Genomic DNA, 18083 nt, shown 5'->3' on the forward strand with positions numbered 1-18083 from the left:
GGCGTCCGTCACCAGGACGGTCACGCCGACGTCACAGGCCGACGGCGAGCTCGGCCCACACCTGCTTGCCGCCGCTGACCGGCACGGTCCCCCATGTCTCCGACATGGCCTCGACGAGGAGGATGCCGCGGCCGCCGGTGGCCTCCCAGCCGATACTGGTCGGCTTCACGGGGGTGCGGGCCGAGGAGTCGGCGACCGAGACGCGCAGCTTGTTCTCCAGAAGGGTGAGGTCGAGGCGGACCTGGCCGTCGGTGTGCACGAGGGCGTTGGTGACCAGCTCGGAGACCACGAGAAGTACGGCGTCCATGTCGTCCGGGGTCACGCCCCAGGCGCGCAGGGTGCGCCGGGTGAAACGGCGGGTGTGTCCGACGGCCTCGGGTACACGCCACACGGTCCAGCTCTCGCGCTGCGGGCGCAGCGTCATGCCGTCGTAGCGCAGCAGGAGCAGTGCGACGTCGTCGCTGCGCCGGGCGTTGCCGAGCAGGGCGTCGGCGACGAGGCCGAGGTCGGCGGGGTCGGACAGGGACAGTTCGTGGGCGAGGTGGTCGAGGCCGACGTCGATGTCGGCGTCGGCGGACTCGACGAGGCCGTCCGTGGTCAGCGCGAGCACGGTGCCGGGCTGCAGCCGGAGCACGCTCAGCGGGAAGTCGGCCTGTCTGACCACGCCGAGCGGCGGTCCGCCCTCCACGTCCGGCACCTCCGTGCCGCCGTCCGGGTGGCGCAGCACCGGCGGGAGATGTCCGGCGCGGACGTACCAGGCGGAGCCCTCCTCCATGTCGACGTCGACGTAGCAGCAGGTGGCGAAGAGATCGGTCTCCAGGTCCATGAGGAGCCGGTTGGCGTGGGAGACGACCACGTCCGGCGGGTGTCCCTCCACGGCGTAGGCGCGCAGCGCGGTGCGCATCTGGCCCATGAGGGTGGCGGCGCTCGCGTTGTGGCCCTGCACGTCGCCGATGACGAGGGCGACGTGGTTGTCGGGCAGCGGGATCACGTCGTACCAGTCGCCGCCCACCTCCAGGCCTGCCGTGGTGGGCAGATAGCGGGCGACGGCGACCGCGCCGGGCAGCTTGGGCAGACGGCGGGGCAACAGCTGGCGCTGGAGCATGCCGACGAGTTCGTGTTCGGCGTCGAAGGCGTGGGCGCGCATCAGGGCCTGGCCCGCGAGACCGGCGGAGGCGGTGAGCAGGGCGCGTTCGTCGGGGCCGAAGTCGTGCGGGGTGTCCCAGCCGATCAGACAGGCGCCGGCCATGCGGTTGCCGGCGGGCAGCGGCAGGACGGCGAGTCCGCCGGGGCCGACGTCCGCGAGGGCGGGCTCCAGGGGCGCGCCGGCGGGCCAGATGTGGGCCCGGCCCTCGCGCAGGGCGGCGGCGAGCGTGGGCATGGCGCGCACCGGGGCGTCGGGCCATTCGCTGCGCCACTCCATGCGCCACAGCTCGGGCCAGGACTCCGGTTCGGGCGGGTCGAGGACCGTGACGACGAGCCGGTCCCCCTCCAGCTCGGCGAGCGCGATCCGGTCGGCTTCCAGCGGTTTGCGCAGGGCGGCGACCACGGCCTGGCTGACGTCGCGGACGGTGCCGGCGGTGGCGAGCATGGCGGCGAGGCGCTGGACGCGGGCCACGTCGGTGACGTCGGAGCGCAGTTTGGAGGCGTCACCGACGGTGCCGACGAGCCTGGCGGGCTGTCCCTCGCCGCCGGCCTGCAGCCGTCCGCGCAGGCTGAGCCACTTCGGCGGGCCCGAGGGCTGCAGGACCCGGAATTCCAGCTCACGGTCGCCGATGGACATGTGGTCGGCCTCGACCACGGACATCAGCGAGGGCAGGTCCTCCGGCACGGTGAGGCCCAGCAGGGTCTCGACCTTGCCGTCGAAGTCGGAGCGGGTGAGGGCGAACAGCTCCAGGATGTCGTCGCCGACCTCGACCCGGCCGCTGTCCATGGCGAGGATGAACGCGTTGGACGGCAGCTCGGCGCCTGCGACGGCCCGGGCGGGGGTGGGGCTGCCCACGGCATCGGCGATCAGTTCGAGGCACTTGCGGTCCTCGGTGTCGAACCCGTCGGGCCGCTCGCTGACGGCCAGCAGCGAGCCACCGCCGTCGTCGCCGCGCGCGGGCAGCACGGCCAGGAAGAAGTCCCGCGACGGCGTCCGCCGCGCCTCGGCTGACTCGGCGAGTTGCTCCGGGCCGAGCCACACCGGGTTCCCGGAGCGATGGCTGTCGGCCACCGGGGAGGTCCCGGAGCGTGGATAGCTGTCGCGCAGGCCGAGCAGCGTCCTCGGCACGCCCGCCGACTCGACCAGGCACAGCAGTTCGCCGTCCTCGCCCGGCGTGTACACGGCGGCGAAGGTCGCACCGGCGTAGACGAGTGCCTGCTCCAGGATGCGACGCACCCGTTCGGGCGAGGCCGGACCGGACGTGAGCGCTTTCAGGGCACCTTCGGCCCGCAGAGTTCTCGTTCTGCGTCCCTCAGCGCCCTCACTGACCACGTCCGCAATTACAGCGCGTAAAGGACGCGCGCGCAGCCCCTGTGAGCATTCCGTGGAACTCGTCGTGCGGGTCCACTCGAAATTCGCCGAACATGTCTTTACGCATGCGTACCGCACGGTGATCTCGTGACAGTCGTGACTGTCCGGGACCGCGGGTCGACTGAAAGTGTCGATGCCGGGCCACGGAGGGGGACGCATGGACAAGCGGTACGAGGTGTACGCGCTGGCGGACAGACACTTCTACGAGACGCCGGACCGGCTCTCCGCGCCGGGACGGCAGGACGCGCCGTTGTTCGACGCCGCGCGTCGTGAGGTGCCCGAGGGCTGGCGGTCGGCGCGGATCGGCGACTGGCTGACGCTGACGCCGCTCGGCGCGGACGGGAGCCCGCTGCCCGGCCCGGCTCAGGGCTGGAAGATCCACGCTTCCGCCACCCGGGCCGACGCGGAGCGCATCGCGGCGATCGTGTGGGACTACTGTGTGTCGCGCCGGATCCCGTTCAAGTTCGTGCCGGGGCCGCATCTGCTGCACCTGCGCAACACCAAGTACGCGGCCCGCGACACGAGCGGCAAGTTCGTCACCGTGTACCCGGCCGACGAGGAGCAGCTCCACCAGGTGCTGCGCGAGCTGGGCCGGCTGCTGGAGGGTTTCGAGGGGCCGTACATCCTCACCGATCTGCGCTGGCACGACGGTCCGCTCTATGTGCGCTACGGCGCTTTCGCGCGCACCTTCGTCGTCGACGAGCGGGGCTCGCTCGTGCCGGCCGTGCGGGACGGCGCGGGCACGCTGGTGCCGGACCGGCGGGCGCCGTCCTTCCAGGTGCCGGACTGGGTGACGCTGCCCGCGTTCCTCGAACCGCATCTCGCGGCCCGCAACACCACGACGGTGGGCGAACTGCCGTACCGCATCGAGAAGGCGCTGCACTTCTCCAACGGCGGCGGGGTGTACGCGGGCACCGACACCCGGGACGGAAGCCGGATCGTCCTGAAGGAAGGGCGGCCGCACGCGGGCTTGGCCTCGGACGGCGCGGACGCGGTCGCCCGGCTGGAGCGCGAGAAGCTGGCGCTGGAGCGGGTGGCGGGAACCGGTGTGGTGCCCGGGGTGCGGGACTGGTTCACGCTGGGCGACCACCGGTTCCTCGTCATGGACTTCCTGGAGGGGCGCCCGCTCAACTCCTTCTTCGCCGAGCGGCATCCGCTGCTCACGCCGGACCCCGACCCGCAGGCCGTGGCCGCCTACACCGAGTGGGCGGTGCGCATCCACGGGGCGGTGGAGCGTGCGGTGGAGTCGGTGCATGCGCGCGGGATCGTCTTCAACGATCTGCACGTCTTCAACATCATGGTCGCGCCGGACGAGGAGTCGGTGTTCCTGCTCGACTTCGAGGCGGCGGCGCCGGTGGCCACGAGCGGCCGTCAGGTCGTCGCCCACCCGGGCTTCTTCGCTCCGCCCGACCGGACGGGCCTCGACGTCGACCGCTATGCGCTGGCCTGCTTACGGCTGGCGCTGTTCCTGCCCGTCACCACCCTGTTCGTGGTCGACCGGGGCAAGGCGGCGCACTTGGCCGAGGTGATCGCGGACCAGTTCCCGGACGTACCGAAGGAGTTCCTGGACGAGGCGGTCGCGGAGATCACGCGGGGCGCCGGCGTGGGTGCCCCGGCGTTCGTGCGGCCCGGCGACCGGCCGCACAGCCGCGACTCGATGGTCAAGGCGATCCTCGCCTCGGCCACCCCGGAGCGCGACGACCGGCTCTTCCCCGGCGACATCGCCCAGTTCTCCGACGGCGGCGGGCTCGGGCTCGCCCACGGCGCGGCCGGAGTGCTGTACGCACTGGCCGAGACCGGTGCCGCGCGGTACGAGGAGGGCGAGCGCTGGTTGCTCGACCACACGGACCCGGCGCCCGCCGGCACACCGCTCGGCCTGTACGACGGTCTCGCGGGCGTCGCCCATGTCCTGGACCGGCTGGGTCACCGCCGGCGGGCCCTGGACCTGGTCGAGGGCATCCTCGACGAGAAGTGGCAGAACCTCTCCTCCGACCTGCACGGCGGTCTGGCCGGCCTGGGACTGGTTCTCGGTCAACTGGCCCGCACCACGGGCGAGTCGGAGCTGCGCGAGCGTGCCGCGGAGGCGGCACGGATCCTCGTACGACGACTCGCCGAGCCTCGGCCGGACACGCCCCGACAGCGGGCCGGGCTGCTGCGGGGAGCGAGCGGGCCCGCGCTGTTCCTGCTGCGGCAGTACGAGTGGACCGGCGACCCGGAGCTGCTGGCGGCGGCGGGTGCGGCACTGCGCCGGGACCTCGAGTGCTGCGTGGTGCGCGAGGGCGGGGCGCTGGAGGTCGACGAGGGGTGGCGGACGCTGCCGTATCTCGGGGACGGCAGCGCCGGAGTGGGGATGGTCCTCGACGACTACCTGGCCCATGTCGGCCCCGGGACCGGGGAGTTCGAGCTGGTGCGCCAGGGTGTTCTCACCGCCGCCACGTGTCGCTTCTACGCGCAGCCCGGCCTCTTCCAGGGCCGCTCCGGCATGATCCTGCACCTCGCCCGTACGGGCGCCACGGACCGGTTGGCCGAACAGATCGACGCCCTGGGCTGGTTCGCGATGGACTTCCAGGGCCAACTGGCCTTTCCCGGGCACCAGATGATGCGGCTGTCCATGGATCTGGGCACCGGAACGGCCGGGTGCCTGCTCGCGCTGAGCGCGGCTCTGGACGCCGGGTCCACCGCTCGTCCGCCCACCGCTCATCTGCCCTTCCTGCCGCCGCCCAGGCGGCCCTCATGACGCGGCTCCGCAACCTGACGGAGTCGTGACGCAACCCCGTCCCCACGAGTGGACATCGATGAAAGGACACGACATGGCATTGCTCGACCTGCAGACGATGGAGTCCGACGAACACACCGGCGGCGGCGGTGGCGCAAGCACCGTCAGCCTGCTCTCCTGCATCAGCGCGGCGAGCATTCTGCTCTGTCTCTGACGAGCATCGTGCGCTCACGGCTCCGGGCGGTCCGCTCCCGCGAGGGAGGGGCCGCCCGGGGTCCTGGGCACGGTCACACCGACCCCGGATGCGAGGCCGCGGCCGTATGACGACTCACGCAGAGCCCGTACGCCGCTCCGCCCTGCTCAACTCGGCCACCCGGCACAGCACTTCCCGCTGCGTGGCCCTGTGCCTCATGAGCACGGCGTCCACCGGTGCCGGTCTCCTCCTGCCGGCCGCTCTCGGCCGCACCCTCGACCTCCTCCTGGCACACGCCCCGGCGACGCGCTGGGTGGTGTACTGCGCGGGGATCGTCCTGCTGCTGGCCCTGCTGGACGCCTGCGAGACCGTGCTCGGCGGCACCGTCGACGCCCGGACGACCGCGTGGCTGCGGCGCCGGCTGACCGGCCATGTGCTGGCCGTGGGCCCGCGCGCCGCCGCACACTTCGGCCCGGGCGAACTCGTCTCCCGTCTCGTCGGCAACGCGGCTCAGGCGGGGACCACTCCGGCAGCCCGCGCCGCACTGCTCGCCGCGCTCGCCGGTCCTGTGGGGGGCATCGTGGCGCTCGGCCTGATCGACCCGTGGCTGGCGGCCGTGTTCCTGGCCGGAGCACCGGTCCTGACCCTCCTGCTGCGTGCCTTCGCCCGTGACACGACCCGATGCGTGGCGGACTACCAGCGGCTCCAGGGGCGGATCGCGGGCGCGCTGGCAGAGGCGGTCGCCGGCCGCCGCACCATCGAGGCGGCGGGTACGGCGGACAAGGAGGCGGCGCGGATTCTGCGGCCGCTGCCGGAGCTGTCGCGTGCGGGACACCGCGTGTGGCGGATCCAGGGACGGGCCGCGGCCCAGGCGAGCGCCGTGGCGCCGCTGCTGCAGCTGGGGGTCGTCGCCGTGGCCGGAGTTCTCCTCACCCGGCATCGGCTGTCGGTCGGCGACGTCCTCGCGGCCTCGCGGTACGCGGTCCTGGCGACGGGCGTCGGCGTGCTGGTCGGCCAGTTCGCGAGCCTGGCCCGGGGCAGGGCGGCCGCCGGGCGCCTCGACGAGCTCCTCGCTCAGCCGGCCACCGCGCATGGTGCCCTCCGGCTGCCGCCCGGACCGGGCCGACTGGAGCTGCGCGGCGTGACGGCACGCCGCGGCGAGCGCACCGTCCTCGACGGCCTCGACCTCGTCGTCCCGGGCGGCACGACGCTCGCCGTGGTCGGCCGTTCCGGCACGGGCAAGTCACTTCTCGCCGCGATCGCCGGCCGGCTGGCCGACCCGGACGCCGGAGAGGTCCTGCTGGACGGCGTCCCCCTCTGTCAACTGACCCACAACGACCTTCGCCGGTCAGTGAGTTACGCCTTCGAACGCCCCGCGCTCCTCGGCACCACCATCGAGGACGCTTTGCGCCTCGGCCTGCGGCGCCCCTCCCCCGCCCGCATCCGCGAGGCGGCCCGAACGGCACGGGCGGACGATTTCGTCCGCCGCCTTCCGCACGGTTACGCCACCCGCTGCGCCGACGCCCCGCGCTCCGGCGGCGAGTCCCAACGCCTGGGCCTGGCCCGGGCGTTCGCCCAGGACAGCCGCCTGCTCATTCTCGACGACGCCCTCTCCAGTCTCGACACGGTGACGGAAGCACAGATCACGGACTCCCTGCCGGCCCACGGCTCGGGCGGCACCCGGCTCCTCATCGCCCACCGAGCGGCCACGGCGGCCCGGGCGGACGCGGTGGCGTGGCTGGACGGGGGGAGGGTGCGGGCGGTGGGGACGCATGCGGAGTTGTTGCGGATCGCGGGGTACCGGGCGGCCTTCGGGGACGGGGGGCGGACATGAGCGGGGGGATCGGGGTGCGGGGTGTCCGGTTCCTGTGGGCGCGCCGGGGCGTGGTCGCACGGCTCGGGGGCTGGTCCGTGCTGGAGACCGGGCAGACCTTCGTCACCGGATACGCCCCGGCGCGGGCCCTCGACGCGGGGTTCCTGGCGGGGCGCGCCGATGTCGGGCTCGCCTGGCTCGCTGTGGCCGGGCTCGCTGTCGTGGTGGGTGCGGTGGGGACCGGGCGGGTCTACGCCGCCGTCGCCGCGTTGGCCGAACCCCTCCGGGACCGACTCGTCGAGGGCGTGGTCGAGCGTGGGGTCCGGGAGGCCGACGACGGGGTGCTGTCGGCGCTCACTCAGCAGGTGGAGATCGCGCGGGACACCTTCGCGGGGCTCGTGATGGTGTCGCGTTCGTTCGTGTTCACCGCGGTGGGGGCGCTGGTCGGGCTGTTCTCGCTCGCTCCGCTGCTCCTGCTGGTGGTCGGGCCGCCGCTCCTGGCCGGGGTGGCCCTGTTCGCGGCGTCGCTACGGCCGCTGGCCCGCAGGCAGGAGGCGTTCCTCGTGGCCGACGAGGCGCTGGCCGGGCATCTGGGTGCCGTCTGCCCGGGGCTGCGGGACATCACGGCCACCGGCGCCGAGGAACGCATGGCCGCCGACGCGGGGGAACACATCGACGCCGAACTGCGGGCCGCCCGTTCCCTTGCCCGCTGGGGCGTGCTGCGTGTGGCGTCGCTCGCGATCGGCGGCCAGTTCCCGATCGTGCTGCTGCTCGCGGCCACACCCTGGCTGCTGGCCCAAGGCGTCACCACGGGCGCCGTGGTCGGCGCCCTCGCCTACCTCACCCAGTCCCTCCTCCCGGCCCTCCGCAACCTGGTCCACGGCCTGGGCACGAGCGGTTCACGTCTGACCGTGGTCCTGCGGCGACTGACGCCGCCCCCGGCACCCGGCGGCGACAGGCAAGAGCCGCCCGCTCCGCAGCACCGCCCCACCCCGCACACCCCCGACACCGCCGCCACCCCCGCCCTCTCCCTCACCTCCCTGACCTTCGCCTACGGCCCCACTGCCGTCCCCGTCATCGACAACCTCGGCCTCACCCTTCCCCCCGGCTCCCACCTGGCCGTCGTCGGCCCCAGCGGCATCGGCAAGTCCACGCTCGCCGCCCTGGTAGCGGGGCTGCTGGAACCGTGCCGGGGCACGATCCGGGTCGGCGGGGAGGCGGTGCCGTCCGCCGCTGCGGCACGGCAGCGGGTACTCATCCCCCAGGAGGCGTACGTCTTCACCGGCACCGTCGCGGACAACCTGACCCATCTGCGGCCGGACCCCGTGTGCGAGGCGGAGCTGCACGCGGCGGCCGACGCGGTGGGGCTCGGCCCGCTGCTCGACGCGCTCGGCGGACCCGGCGCCCGGGTCGACCCCGCGGCACTCTCCGCGGGCGAACGGCAGCTGATCGCGCTGACCCGGGCCTATCTGTCGCACGCCCCGCTCGCCCTGCTCGACGAGGCGACCTGTCATCTGGATCCGCAGGCGGAGGAACGCGCCGAGCGGGCCTTCGCCCGGCGGCCGGGCGGCACCCTCGTCGTCGTGGCGCATCGCATCAGCTCCGCCCGGCGCGCGGATCGGGTGCTGGTCATGGACGGCCGGGGCACGGCGTGCGGAACCCACCAGGAGTTGCTGGAGACCTCGCCGCTGTACCGGGATCTCGTCGGCGGCTGGACGCCCGTGCCGTCACAGCCAGCCCTCCCCCTGGGAGATGCGGATCGCGTCGATGCGGTTGCGGGCCCCTGTCTTGCGAGTGATGGCCGCCATGTAGTTGCGCACGGTCCCGTGGGACAGGTGGAGGCTCCCGGCGATCTCCGCGACGGAGGCCCCCTCGGCGGCGAGGGATAACACGCTCAGCTCCCGCCGGGTCAGCGGCATCTCGGCGGCCTTGAGGAAGCCGAAGCCCAGGGAGTCGTCGACGAAACGTTCCCCCTGGGCGACCCGCCGGATTCCGCGCACCAGATGGTCCGGCGACCCCTCCTTGTCGACGTAGCCGAGCGCGCCCGCCTCGATGGCACGTTTCAGCAGCCCGGGTCTCTTCGCACTGGCGAGCACGAGAAGTCTCGGTGGGGCCGCGTCCGGGCCCCAGGAGCACAGGTCGCCGAGCGGCGCGATGCCGTATGCGTCCGCGCACTCCAGGTCCGCCGCACACACATCGGGCCGCAGGGAACGCACCCGGCCCGGCGCGCTCCTCCAGGGCGCGTCCTCCACTCGGAGATCGGCTTCACCGCGCAGCCACTGCGCCAGCACCGATCGCACCAGACACTCGTCGTGCACCAGAAGTACCCGGATCACTGCCCGCCCCTCAGCTTTCCGTCCGCCGGTCTGATTGGTGGTGAAACGCGTGCCCATTCTCAGCGTCCGCGACCGCACTGGGGCGCGAAGATCCGGCCAATGCGGTGCGTGGGGGCGCACGCCCGGCACTGCGTGCACCACCCGCGCATCGACTGAGGCGGCATGGTCCGCGGCCGAGGGGGTAGGCGGCGGTTCATCACCGTGCGGGGAGCCGTGTCGCGCCCGTTTGCGCGGGCCGGGTGTGAGGTCGCCTCACCGCTCGCCGTGCGCGACGGGCCGCCAAGGGGCAGATTTAGTCCGTGGAACCCGTCACCCGGCCGTGCGAGGAGGTGGTCGGCGTGTCCGACGCGCAGACGTCCGCACAGGCTCCGGCGGCCGCGCGGACCCGAGTGGGCCGTCCGCTGCTGTCCCTTGCGCTGGCGTCGATGATGGACGACGTCCACGCGCACTCCGGCGCGGTGTATCTGCTGGCGCCCCGCGAACCGGTCCTGGAGATGGCCGTGATGGCGGGGCTGCCCCGGGCCTTCGCCGCGCCGTGGGAGCGGGTGGGACTCAGCGCGCCGATCCCGGTCGCCGACGCGGTGCGCACGCGGCGCCTGGTGTGGGTGGGCGGCGAGGAGGAGATGGCGCGCCGCTATCCGCGCATCGCCGTCGTGCTGCCGTACCCCTTCGCACTCGCCGCCCTGCCGGTGGCGACGGAGTCGACGGCGTACGGCGCGGTCTTCGTGACCTGGCCCGGCGCCCATCCGCCCGAGCTGTCCGACCGGGAGCGGGACCATCTGACCGCGGCCTGCGACCGTCTCGCCATCCGGCTGGAGCGCGCTCTCGAGGACAGTCTTCCGCTGCTGCACGAACCCGATCTGCTCGGCGTACCGCCGGTGGGCGGCGCGGCCGGCACGCTCGGCACGGTGGAGTCGGCACGGATGGTGGCACGGCTGCCGTACGGGCTGTGCTCGCTGGATCTGCACGGGCGGGTCTGTTTCGCCAACGCGGCGGCGGCCGAGCTGATCGGGCTCCCGGTCAGCAAACTGCTGGGCACCCAGCTGTGGGCGTCGGTGCCCTGGCTCAACGACCCGGTGTACGAGGACCGCTACCGGGCCGCGCTGCTCAGCCAGCACACCACCTCGTTCGTGGCGGTGCGGCCGCCCGGGGACTGGCTGTCGTTCCGGATGTATCCCAGTACGACCGGGCTCAGTGTCCGGGTCACGCGGGCGCGGGCGGTGGCGGAGATGAACCGGGCCGGTCCGCAGCCCGGCGACACCCCGGCCCGGCTGGTCACCATTTCGCAGGTGCTGACCCTGGCCGGTGCGCTGACCGAGGCCGTGGGCGTGCAGGACGTGGTGCAGCTGGTCGCGAACGAGGTCGCGCCGGCCGCGGGCAGCCAGGCTCTCGTGGTGCTCGGCTCGCGGGCGGGGCGGCTGCATGTGCTGGGGCACCACGGATATCCGGACGCGAACGTCGTGGAGCGGTTCGACGGGCTTCCGCTGGCGGAGCCGACGCCGGGCACGAACGCCCTCAACACCGGGGTTCCGGCGTTCTTCGAGTCCCGGGAGCAGCTGGAGCGCGTGTACCGGTCACGGCTCGCCACCCCGGACGGCTTCGAGGCCTGGGCCTATCTGCCGTTGATCGCCTCGGGACGTCCGGTGGGCACGTGTGTGCTCGCCTACGCCGAACCGCACCCGTTCCCCGCGGACGAGCGGGCGGTGCTGACGAGCCTGGGCGGTCTGATCGCGCAGGCGCTGGAGCGGGCTCTGCTCTACGACGCCAAGCACCAGCTGGCCCACGGCCTGCAAGCCGCCCTGCTGCCCCACTCACTGCCGACGCTGCCCGGAATCGAGGCGGCCTCCCGCTATCTGCCCGCAACCGACGGCATGGAGATCGGCGGCGACTTCTACGACCTGGTCCCCACGCAGGGCGTGGCCGCGGCGGTGATCGGGGACGTGCAGGGGCACAACGTGACCGCGGCCGGGCTGATGGGACAGATCCGCACCGCCGTCCGCGCCTACACGACCGTCGGACAGGCACCCGAGGAGGTCATGCGCAGCACCAACCGGCTGCTCATCGATCTCGGTGCGGAACTGTTCGCCAGCTGCCTGTACCTGCGTCTCGATCCCGCGCGCGGGCAGGCCGTGATGGCCCGGGCGGGTCATCCGCCGCCGCTGCTGCGCCGCCCCGACGGCCGAGTGCGGGTGCTCGATCTCGCCGGTGGCCCGCTCCTCGGCATCGACGCCTCGGCCGTCTATCCGACGACGCAGGTCGACCTCACGCCCGGTTCCGTGCTCGCCCTCTACACGGACGGGCTGATCGAGTCCCCCGGCGTCGACATCGAGGACGCGCTCGCCGGACTCGGCCAGCGGCTCGCCGAAGCCGGGGAGCTGCCCCTGGACGAGCTCGCCGACCATCTCGTACAGCACAGCGCGGCCGCCCGGGAACGCCTCGACGACGTGGCGTTGCTGCTGCTCAGGGCCCGTACGCAGGCCTGAGGGACAGGCCCGGACACGACGCGGTCCGGCCCTCCCGCCGGAGGGCCGGACCGTCCACCGTCACCGTCGACCGGAACCGCGAGTCGGGTCGGATCGGATCGGGTCGATCAGTGGGTCCCGGTCTGGGACGAACCGTCGCCCACGCCGGCACCGCTCTGGTCACCCACGCCTGCACCGGACTGGTCACCCGCACCGGCACCGGACTGGTCACCCACACCCGCGCCGGACTGGTCACCGGCCCCGTTCTGGTCGCCGGCCGTCGCGGACGGGTCCGCGGTGCCTGCCTGGCTGCCGCCACCGACGGCGTCGCCGCCGCCCGCCTGGCCGCTCGCGGAGGCGGACGGATCGGCGGTGCCCGCCTGGTCACCCGCGGAGGCGGACGGATCGGCGGTGCCGGCCTGGTCGCCCGCACCGGCGCCCGCACCCGCGCCGCCGGCGCCGAGCGTCGCACCCGTGGCCTGGAGGGCGGCGGTGACCGGCTGGAAGAAGGTCTCGCCACCATTGGTGCAGTCGCCGCTGCCGCCGGAGGTCAGACCGACCGCGCCGCCGTCCTGCGTGAACAGGGAGCCACCGCTGTCGCCGGCCTCGGCGCAGACGTCGGTCTGGATGAGACCGGTGACCGTGTCGACACCACCAGGGTCGGTCTCGCTCTGGAAGTTGACCGTGGCGTCGAGACCGGTGACCTTGCCGTCATGCAGGCCGGTCGTGCTGCCCATGCGGAAGACCTGCTCGCCGACGGTTGCTTCCGCGGCCTGGGTGATCTGGACGGCCTGGCCCTGTCCGGTGTTGACCTCGCTCGCCGCCTGCGTGTTCGCGTCGTCGTACTTCACCAGCGAGAAGTCGCCGTTGCCCGGGAAGGTGGCCTGGTCGACGGTGGCGATGGGCTGCCCGGTCTCGGAGTCGGACCACTGCTTTGCGGCCACACCGCAGTGGCCCGCGGTCAGAAAGGCCGGACTGCCGTCGCCGGCGGTCACGTTGAAGCCGAGGGAGCAGCGCACGGTGCCGCCCTGCGCCTGCGCGAAGATGGCGTCGCCGCCCGACACGAGCGTCTTGAAGGTGCCGGAGGACTTCTTCACGGTCGCCATGTCGGAGCCGAGGCTCTTGACCGTCGACGTCAGTCTGTCCCACTGGGCGCCGGTCACGCTGCTGTCGGCGGTGACGGCGAGCTTGTTGGTCTTCGGGTCGACCGCCCAGGCCGTGCCCGGGATGGTCGCCTTCGCCTTCAGGGTCTGTGCGCCCGCCTTCAGCGCCGCGAGGCTGTTGCTGACCTCGCGGACCTTCGCGCCCGCCTTCCTCGCCTGGACGACCACGTTGTTGTCGCCGGATATGACGTTGACGACCAGCTGCTGCTTGCCGGAGTCGTAGTACGACCCGGCGAAGGCCTGGCCGAGCATGTCCTGGAGCTGCGAGGCGAGATCCGATGCGTCGGTCGCCTTCAGGGTCTTGGGGGCGGCGTCGGCCGACGAGCCGTCCTGCGACGCGTTGGCGTTCGGCAGCAGGATTGCGGCTGCGCCGAGCGCCACGACGCTGCCTGCCGCGATCGCGGCCTTGCGCTTCGGAATTCGCTTGTGACTCAAGCTTCTCGACCTCCTGGGGGGACCGGAGTCTGTGCCGCCGTCCGGCAGCTGTTCTGTTCGGGCGCCTGGATGGCTGTTGGTACGCACGGGCCTCGTGGTGCGTTCAATTCCGTTTGCCAACTCGCTTTGCCCGATGCCGAATCGGCCATGACACGCGCCTGGCTAACCGGCACGGGGAACAATCGCCCATATGACGATGACCACCGCCGAAGCCGACAAGATCCTTTCCGCGGACTTCGCCCCCTGGGTCCTCGAACTGGGCCTGACGGTCGAGTCGTTGGCCGACGACCGGGCCACGCTGCGACTTCCCTGGTCGCAGCGCCTGTCGCGGGAGGGCGGGGGGCTGTCGGGGCAGGCGCTGATGGCCGCCGCCGACACCGCCACCGTGATCGCGGTGTCGGCGGCACGCGGGGCGTACGGCCCCATGACGACGGTTCAGCAGTCCACGTCGTTCCAGCGCGCGGTCACCGGATCGGATGTCCTCATCGAGGCGGTGCTCACCAAGCTGGGCCGCCGTATGGCGTTCGCGGACGTCACGATGACCGACGCGGCATCGGGGGAACTCGCGGCGCGCGCGAGCACGGTCTACGCACTTCTGGGCTGACACGGCCCGTGCACCACTGGACCGACACGGTCCGCAGTCGATCGGCAACGCTCTGTTCAGAACACCGATCGGAATCCCGGCTTCAGTGAATCTGCACATCCAATGCGCAACCAAGTCACCGCGGGCGAAGGATCTGCACACCACGACAGCGCCCGCTACGTCATTGGGACGGGAGTGTCGGATTCGTCGACACCACGGCAAGGCCATGAATGAACCAATGCGGTGGCGCGTGTGAAGAACTCGCCGCCGTGCCGTGCGCACACCTGCACCGTTCGGTGCCCCTGAGATCCAAGTTGCCTGGTGAGACGCCTGGTTGATTGGAACCGCGGGCCCGCCGCGTGCTTTGATCCATCGCACCGCGGGGGCCGCGAAGGGTTCCTGGAAACGGGCGCCCGGCGCTCGCGGTTCGCGGCCGTCGCTCTGTCCCCAGACGGGGCCGCTCCCCCCTTGTGACATACCCATACGAAGGGAAGTTCCATCATGAACTCCACCCCCCGTGTTGAGACCGTCGAGATCTCTGACGCCGAGCTCGACAACGTCTCCGGCGGTCTTTCGGTGAACGCGGTCAACACCGCCACCGGTGCGCTGGACGGCATTGCTCCCGTTTCCGGTCTGGTCGACACGGCCGTCGGCACCCTCGAGGGTGTGACCGGCCTGAACACCGCCCCGGTCACGGGCCTGGTCGCCGGTCTCTGATCGCACCTTTTGTGATCGTCGAGTCCCGGAGCCGTCACACGGCTCCGGGGCCTTCGGTTGCCACAAACCAGCCGGCTCGTGCGAGCCGGTCCTCTCTCGTTTTCAGGTGAGGGAAGTTCCGTGCAGTTCCGCCAACAAGCCCTCGCCAAGCTCCAGTCACCGGAGGAGCTCGACCTTCCGGTGCGTTTCGCCCGCCCCCAGGGCTGGCTCGTGCTGTCCGTGACGGTGGTCGCGATGGCGGCCGCCTCGGTGTGGGCGGTGACCGGTTCGGTGACCTCCACGGTCGGCGCGCCCGCCATCCTCACGCACGGTGAGGGCAGTTACATCCTGCAGAGCCCGGTCGCGGGCCAGGTGACCGCGGTGCTGGCCAAGCAGGGCGAGCGGCTGCCGGCCGACTCCCCGGTGCTCAAGGTCCGTACGAGCCAGGGCGCCACCATCGTCCGCACGGTCGCGGCGGGCCGGATCACGGGCCTCGCCGCCACCATCGGCCAGATCATCCAGACCGGCGCGAACGTCGCCGCGGTGGAGAAGGTCGCCAAGGCCGACGATCCCCTCTACGCCACGGTCTACGTCCCCGCCGAGAACGCGGCCTCCATTCCCGCGAACGCCGTCGTGGACCTGACCGTCTCGTCGGTGCCGACGCAGACGTACGGCGTGCTGCGCGGCCATGTGAAGTCGGTGGACCGCTCGGCCCAGTCGGCCCAGCAGATCGCCTCGTTCCTCGGGGACAGCCAACTGGGCGAGCAGTTCACCAGGTCGGGCCGCCCGGTCGCCGTACTCGTGCGCCTGGACAAGTCGTCCGCAACGAAGAGCGGTTACCGGTGGTCGTCCAAGGACGGGCCGCCGTTCGACCTCACCTCCATGACCCTGGCCTCGGGTTCCATCCGGCTGGCCGATCAGCGTCCCGTCGATTGGCTGCTGCCGTGAGCACCGCACAGGAGACGCGGAGCAGGCGGCGCGCCGCTCCGCCCAAGCGTCCCGTTCCCGTGGGCAGGGCGAAGACCGTCCGCACGCCCACCGTGCTCCAGATGGAGGCGGTGGAGTGCGGCGCCGCCTCCCTCGCGATGGTCCTCGGTCACTACGGCAAGCACGTCCCGCTGGAGGAGCTGCGCATCGCGTGCGGTGTCTCCCGCGACGGCTCGCGCGCCAGCAACCTGCTGAAGGCGGCCCGCAGCTACGGCCTCACCGCCAAGGGCATGCAGATGGACACGGCGGCCCTCGCGGAGGTGAAGACGCCGGCCGTCCTGTTCTGGGAGTTCAACCACTACGTCGTCTACGACGGCATGGGGCGCCGCTTCGGACGTCGCGGGGTCTACATCAACGACCCCGGCAAGGGCCGCCGTTTCGTGCCCATGGAGGACTTCGACGGCAGCTTCACCGGTGTCGTGCTGGTGATGGAGCCGGGCGAGGGCTTCACCAAGGGCGGCCGCAGGCCCGGTGTGCTCGGCGCGATGCCGGCCCGGCTGCGCGGCACCGCGGGCACGATGCCCGCCGCGGTACTGGCGAGCCTGCTGCTGGTCGCGGTCGGCGCGGCCGTGCCGGCGCTCAGCCGGACCTACATCGACGAGTTCCTGATCGGCGGGCAGACCTCGCTGCTCGGCGTGCTGTTCGCGTCGATGGGCGCGTCCGTGCTGCTCACGATCGTCCTGACCTGGCTGCAGCAGGCGAATCTGCTGCGCGGTCGCATCATCTCCTCCACCCTCTCCAGCGCCCGGTTCCTGCGGCATCTGCTGCGGCTGCCCGTCACCTTCTTCTCCCAGCGCAGCCCGGCCGACCTGGTGCAGCGACTGCAGTCCAACGACGCCGTGGCCGAGACCCTGGCCCGTGATCTGGCGGCGGCGGGCGTCGACGCGGTGGTCGTCGTGCTCTACGCCGTACTCCTCTACACCTACGACCCGCAGCTCACGTTCCTCGGCATCGGCGTAGCCCTGCTGAACATCGTCGCGATGCGCGTCGTCATCCGCCTGCGCGCGACCCGGACGGCGAAGCTGCGCGCGGACAGCGCCCGGCTCACCAACACCGCCTACACCGGGCTGCAGTTGATCGAGACGATGAAGGCGACCGGCGGTGAGGACGGCTACTTCCGCAAGTGGGCCGGGCAGCATGCCACCACGCTGGAGGAGCAGCAGCGGCTCGGTGTGCCGAGCGCCTGGCTGGGTGTGGTCGCGCCGACGCTGGCCGCCCTGAACAGCGCGCTGATCCTGTGGATCGGTGGCATGCGCGCGGTGGAGGGCGGCATCTCGGTGGGTCTGCTGGTCGCTTTCCAGGCCCTGGTCACGCGCTTCACCGCACCGATCACCCGGCTCAACGGCGTGGCGGGCCGCATCCAGGACTTCGCCGCCGACGTGGCCCGTCTGAAGGACGTCGAGAACTTCCAGGCCGACCCGCTCTACGGCCGCCCCGGCGCCGGCGACTCCACGCGCCGCCTGCACGGTCACGTCGAACTGCAGAACATCACCTTCGGCTACAACCCGCTCGACAAGCCGCTGCTCACCGGCTTCGACCTGACCGTCGGCCCCGGCCAGCAGGTCGCCCTCGTGGGCGGATCCGGCAGCGGCAAGTCCACGGTCTCCCGCCTGATATCGGGCCTGTACACCCCCTGGGAAGGCGTGATCCGCATCGACGGCAGGCGCCTGGATGACATCCCGCGCGGCGCGCTCGCGGCGTCCGTCTCCTTCGTGGACCAGGAGGTCTTCCTGTTCGAGGGCTCGGTCCGCGACAACATCGCCCTGTGGGATCCCTCGATTCCCGACGACGCCGTGGTGGACGCGCTGCGGGACGCGGCGCTCCACGACGTGGTGACGCGCCGCCCCGGCGGCATCCACAGCAAGGTCGAGCAGGACGGCCGCAACTTCTCCGGCGGGCAGCGTCAACGCCTGGAGATCGCGAGGGCGTTGGTGCGCAGGCCCAGCATCCTGGTGCTCGACGAGGTGACGAGCGCCCTGGACGCGGAGACGGAACAGGTCGTGATGGACAACCTGCGCCGGCGCGGCTGCGCCTGTGTGGTGATCGCGCACCGGCTCAGCACCGTGCGCGACAGCGACGAGATCGTGGTGCTCCAGCACGGCACGATCGTGGAGCGCGGACGGCACGAGGAGCTGGTGACGCGCGGTGGCGCGTACGCGGCGCTGGTCAGGGAGCGATGAG

At 72.3% G+C, this 18083-nt stretch carries 11 protein-coding genes and 1 pseudogene; 9 read left to right on the top strand and 3 right to left on the bottom strand.

Going from position 1 to position 18083, the window contains the following annotated elements; all coding sequences use genetic code 11:
- Nucleotides 1-31: 31 nt before the first annotated feature.
- Entirely contained in the window at nucleotides 32-2479 is a 2448-nt protein-coding gene (locus tag ACYUED_RS01610; protein WP_491290523.1) for a SpoIIE family protein phosphatase, read from the bottom strand.
- A 196-nt stretch (nucleotides 2480-2675) separates the two neighbouring features.
- Here ACYUED_RS01610 and lanKC point away from each other — a divergent pair, with 196 nt between their 5' ends.
- From lanKC to ACYUED_RS01630, 4 genes are all read left to right on the top strand, one after another.
- A complete protein-coding gene (lanKC, locus tag ACYUED_RS01615; RefSeq protein WP_491290524.1) occupies nucleotides 2676-5255 on the top strand; it encodes a class III lanthionine synthetase LanKC in 2580 nt (859 codons plus the stop codon).
- Between the two features lie 73 nt (nucleotides 5256-5328).
- The gene (locus ACYUED_RS01620) at nucleotides 5329-5448 is read left to right on the top strand and encodes a SapB/AmfS family lanthipeptide (protein ID WP_266527803.1); all 120 of its coding nucleotides are present in this window, start codon (nucleotides 5329-5331) and stop codon (nucleotides 5446-5448) included.
- 106 nt (nucleotides 5449-5554) lie between these two features.
- Nucleotides 5555-7261, top strand: a complete 1707-nt coding sequence (locus ACYUED_RS01625; protein ID WP_491290525.1) for an ABC transporter ATP-binding protein — start codon at nucleotides 5555-5557, stop codon at nucleotides 7259-7261.
- A complete protein-coding gene (locus ACYUED_RS01630) occupies nucleotides 7258-9129 on the top strand; it encodes an ATP-binding cassette domain-containing protein (protein WP_491290526.1) in 1872 nt (623 codons plus the stop codon). Before ACYUED_RS01625 ends, ACYUED_RS01630 begins: the two co-directional genes overlap by 4 nt.
- Here ACYUED_RS01630 and ACYUED_RS01635 read toward each other — a convergent pair.
- A pseudogene (locus ACYUED_RS01635) lies at nucleotides 9052-9633 on the bottom strand (LuxR C-terminal-related transcriptional regulator); the annotation flags it as partial. The gene ACYUED_RS01630 and the pseudogene ACYUED_RS01635 sit on opposite strands and share 78 nt — an antisense overlap.
- A gap of 272 nt (nucleotides 9634-9905) precedes the next feature.
- Between ACYUED_RS01635 and ACYUED_RS01640 the strand changes: the two are divergent.
- The gene (locus tag ACYUED_RS01640; protein WP_491294795.1) at nucleotides 9906-12059 is read left to right on the top strand and encodes a SpoIIE family protein phosphatase; all 2154 of its coding nucleotides are present in this window, start codon (nucleotides 9906-9908) and stop codon (nucleotides 12057-12059) included.
- Between the two features lie 107 nt (nucleotides 12060-12166).
- Here ACYUED_RS01640 and ACYUED_RS01645 read toward each other — a convergent pair whose 3' ends face one another.
- Nucleotides 12167-13636: a S1 family peptidase gene (locus tag ACYUED_RS01645; protein WP_491290527.1), complete on the bottom strand. Its 1470-nt coding sequence runs from the start codon at nucleotides 13634-13636 to the stop codon at nucleotides 12167-12169.
- Between the two features lie 190 nt (nucleotides 13637-13826).
- Between ACYUED_RS01645 and ACYUED_RS01650 the strand changes: the two genes are divergently transcribed.
- From ACYUED_RS01650 to ACYUED_RS01665, 4 genes are all read left to right on the top strand, one after another.
- On the top strand, nucleotides 13827-14240 hold the full coding sequence (locus ACYUED_RS01650; protein WP_491290528.1) for a PaaI family thioesterase: 414 nt from the start codon (nucleotides 13827-13829) through the stop codon (nucleotides 14238-14240).
- A gap of 480 nt (nucleotides 14241-14720) precedes the next feature.
- Nucleotides 14721-14936 (top strand): type A2 lantipeptide, encoded by a 216-nt coding sequence (locus ACYUED_RS01655; protein WP_491290529.1) that lies wholly within the window; start codon nucleotides 14721-14723, stop codon nucleotides 14934-14936.
- A gap of 120 nt (nucleotides 14937-15056) precedes the next feature.
- Nucleotides 15057-15863 (top strand): hypothetical protein, encoded by an 807-nt coding sequence (locus ACYUED_RS01660; protein ID WP_491290530.1) that lies wholly within the window; start codon nucleotides 15057-15059, stop codon nucleotides 15861-15863.
- A complete protein-coding gene (locus ACYUED_RS01665) occupies nucleotides 15860-18082 on the top strand; it encodes an NHLP family bacteriocin export ABC transporter peptidase/permease/ATPase subunit (protein WP_491290531.1) in 2223 nt (740 codons plus the stop codon). Before ACYUED_RS01660 ends, ACYUED_RS01665 begins: the two co-directional genes overlap by 4 nt.
- Nucleotide 18083 lies beyond the last annotated feature (1 nt).

It is taken from the genome of Streptomyces sp. DF42 (genome assembly GCF_058267695.1).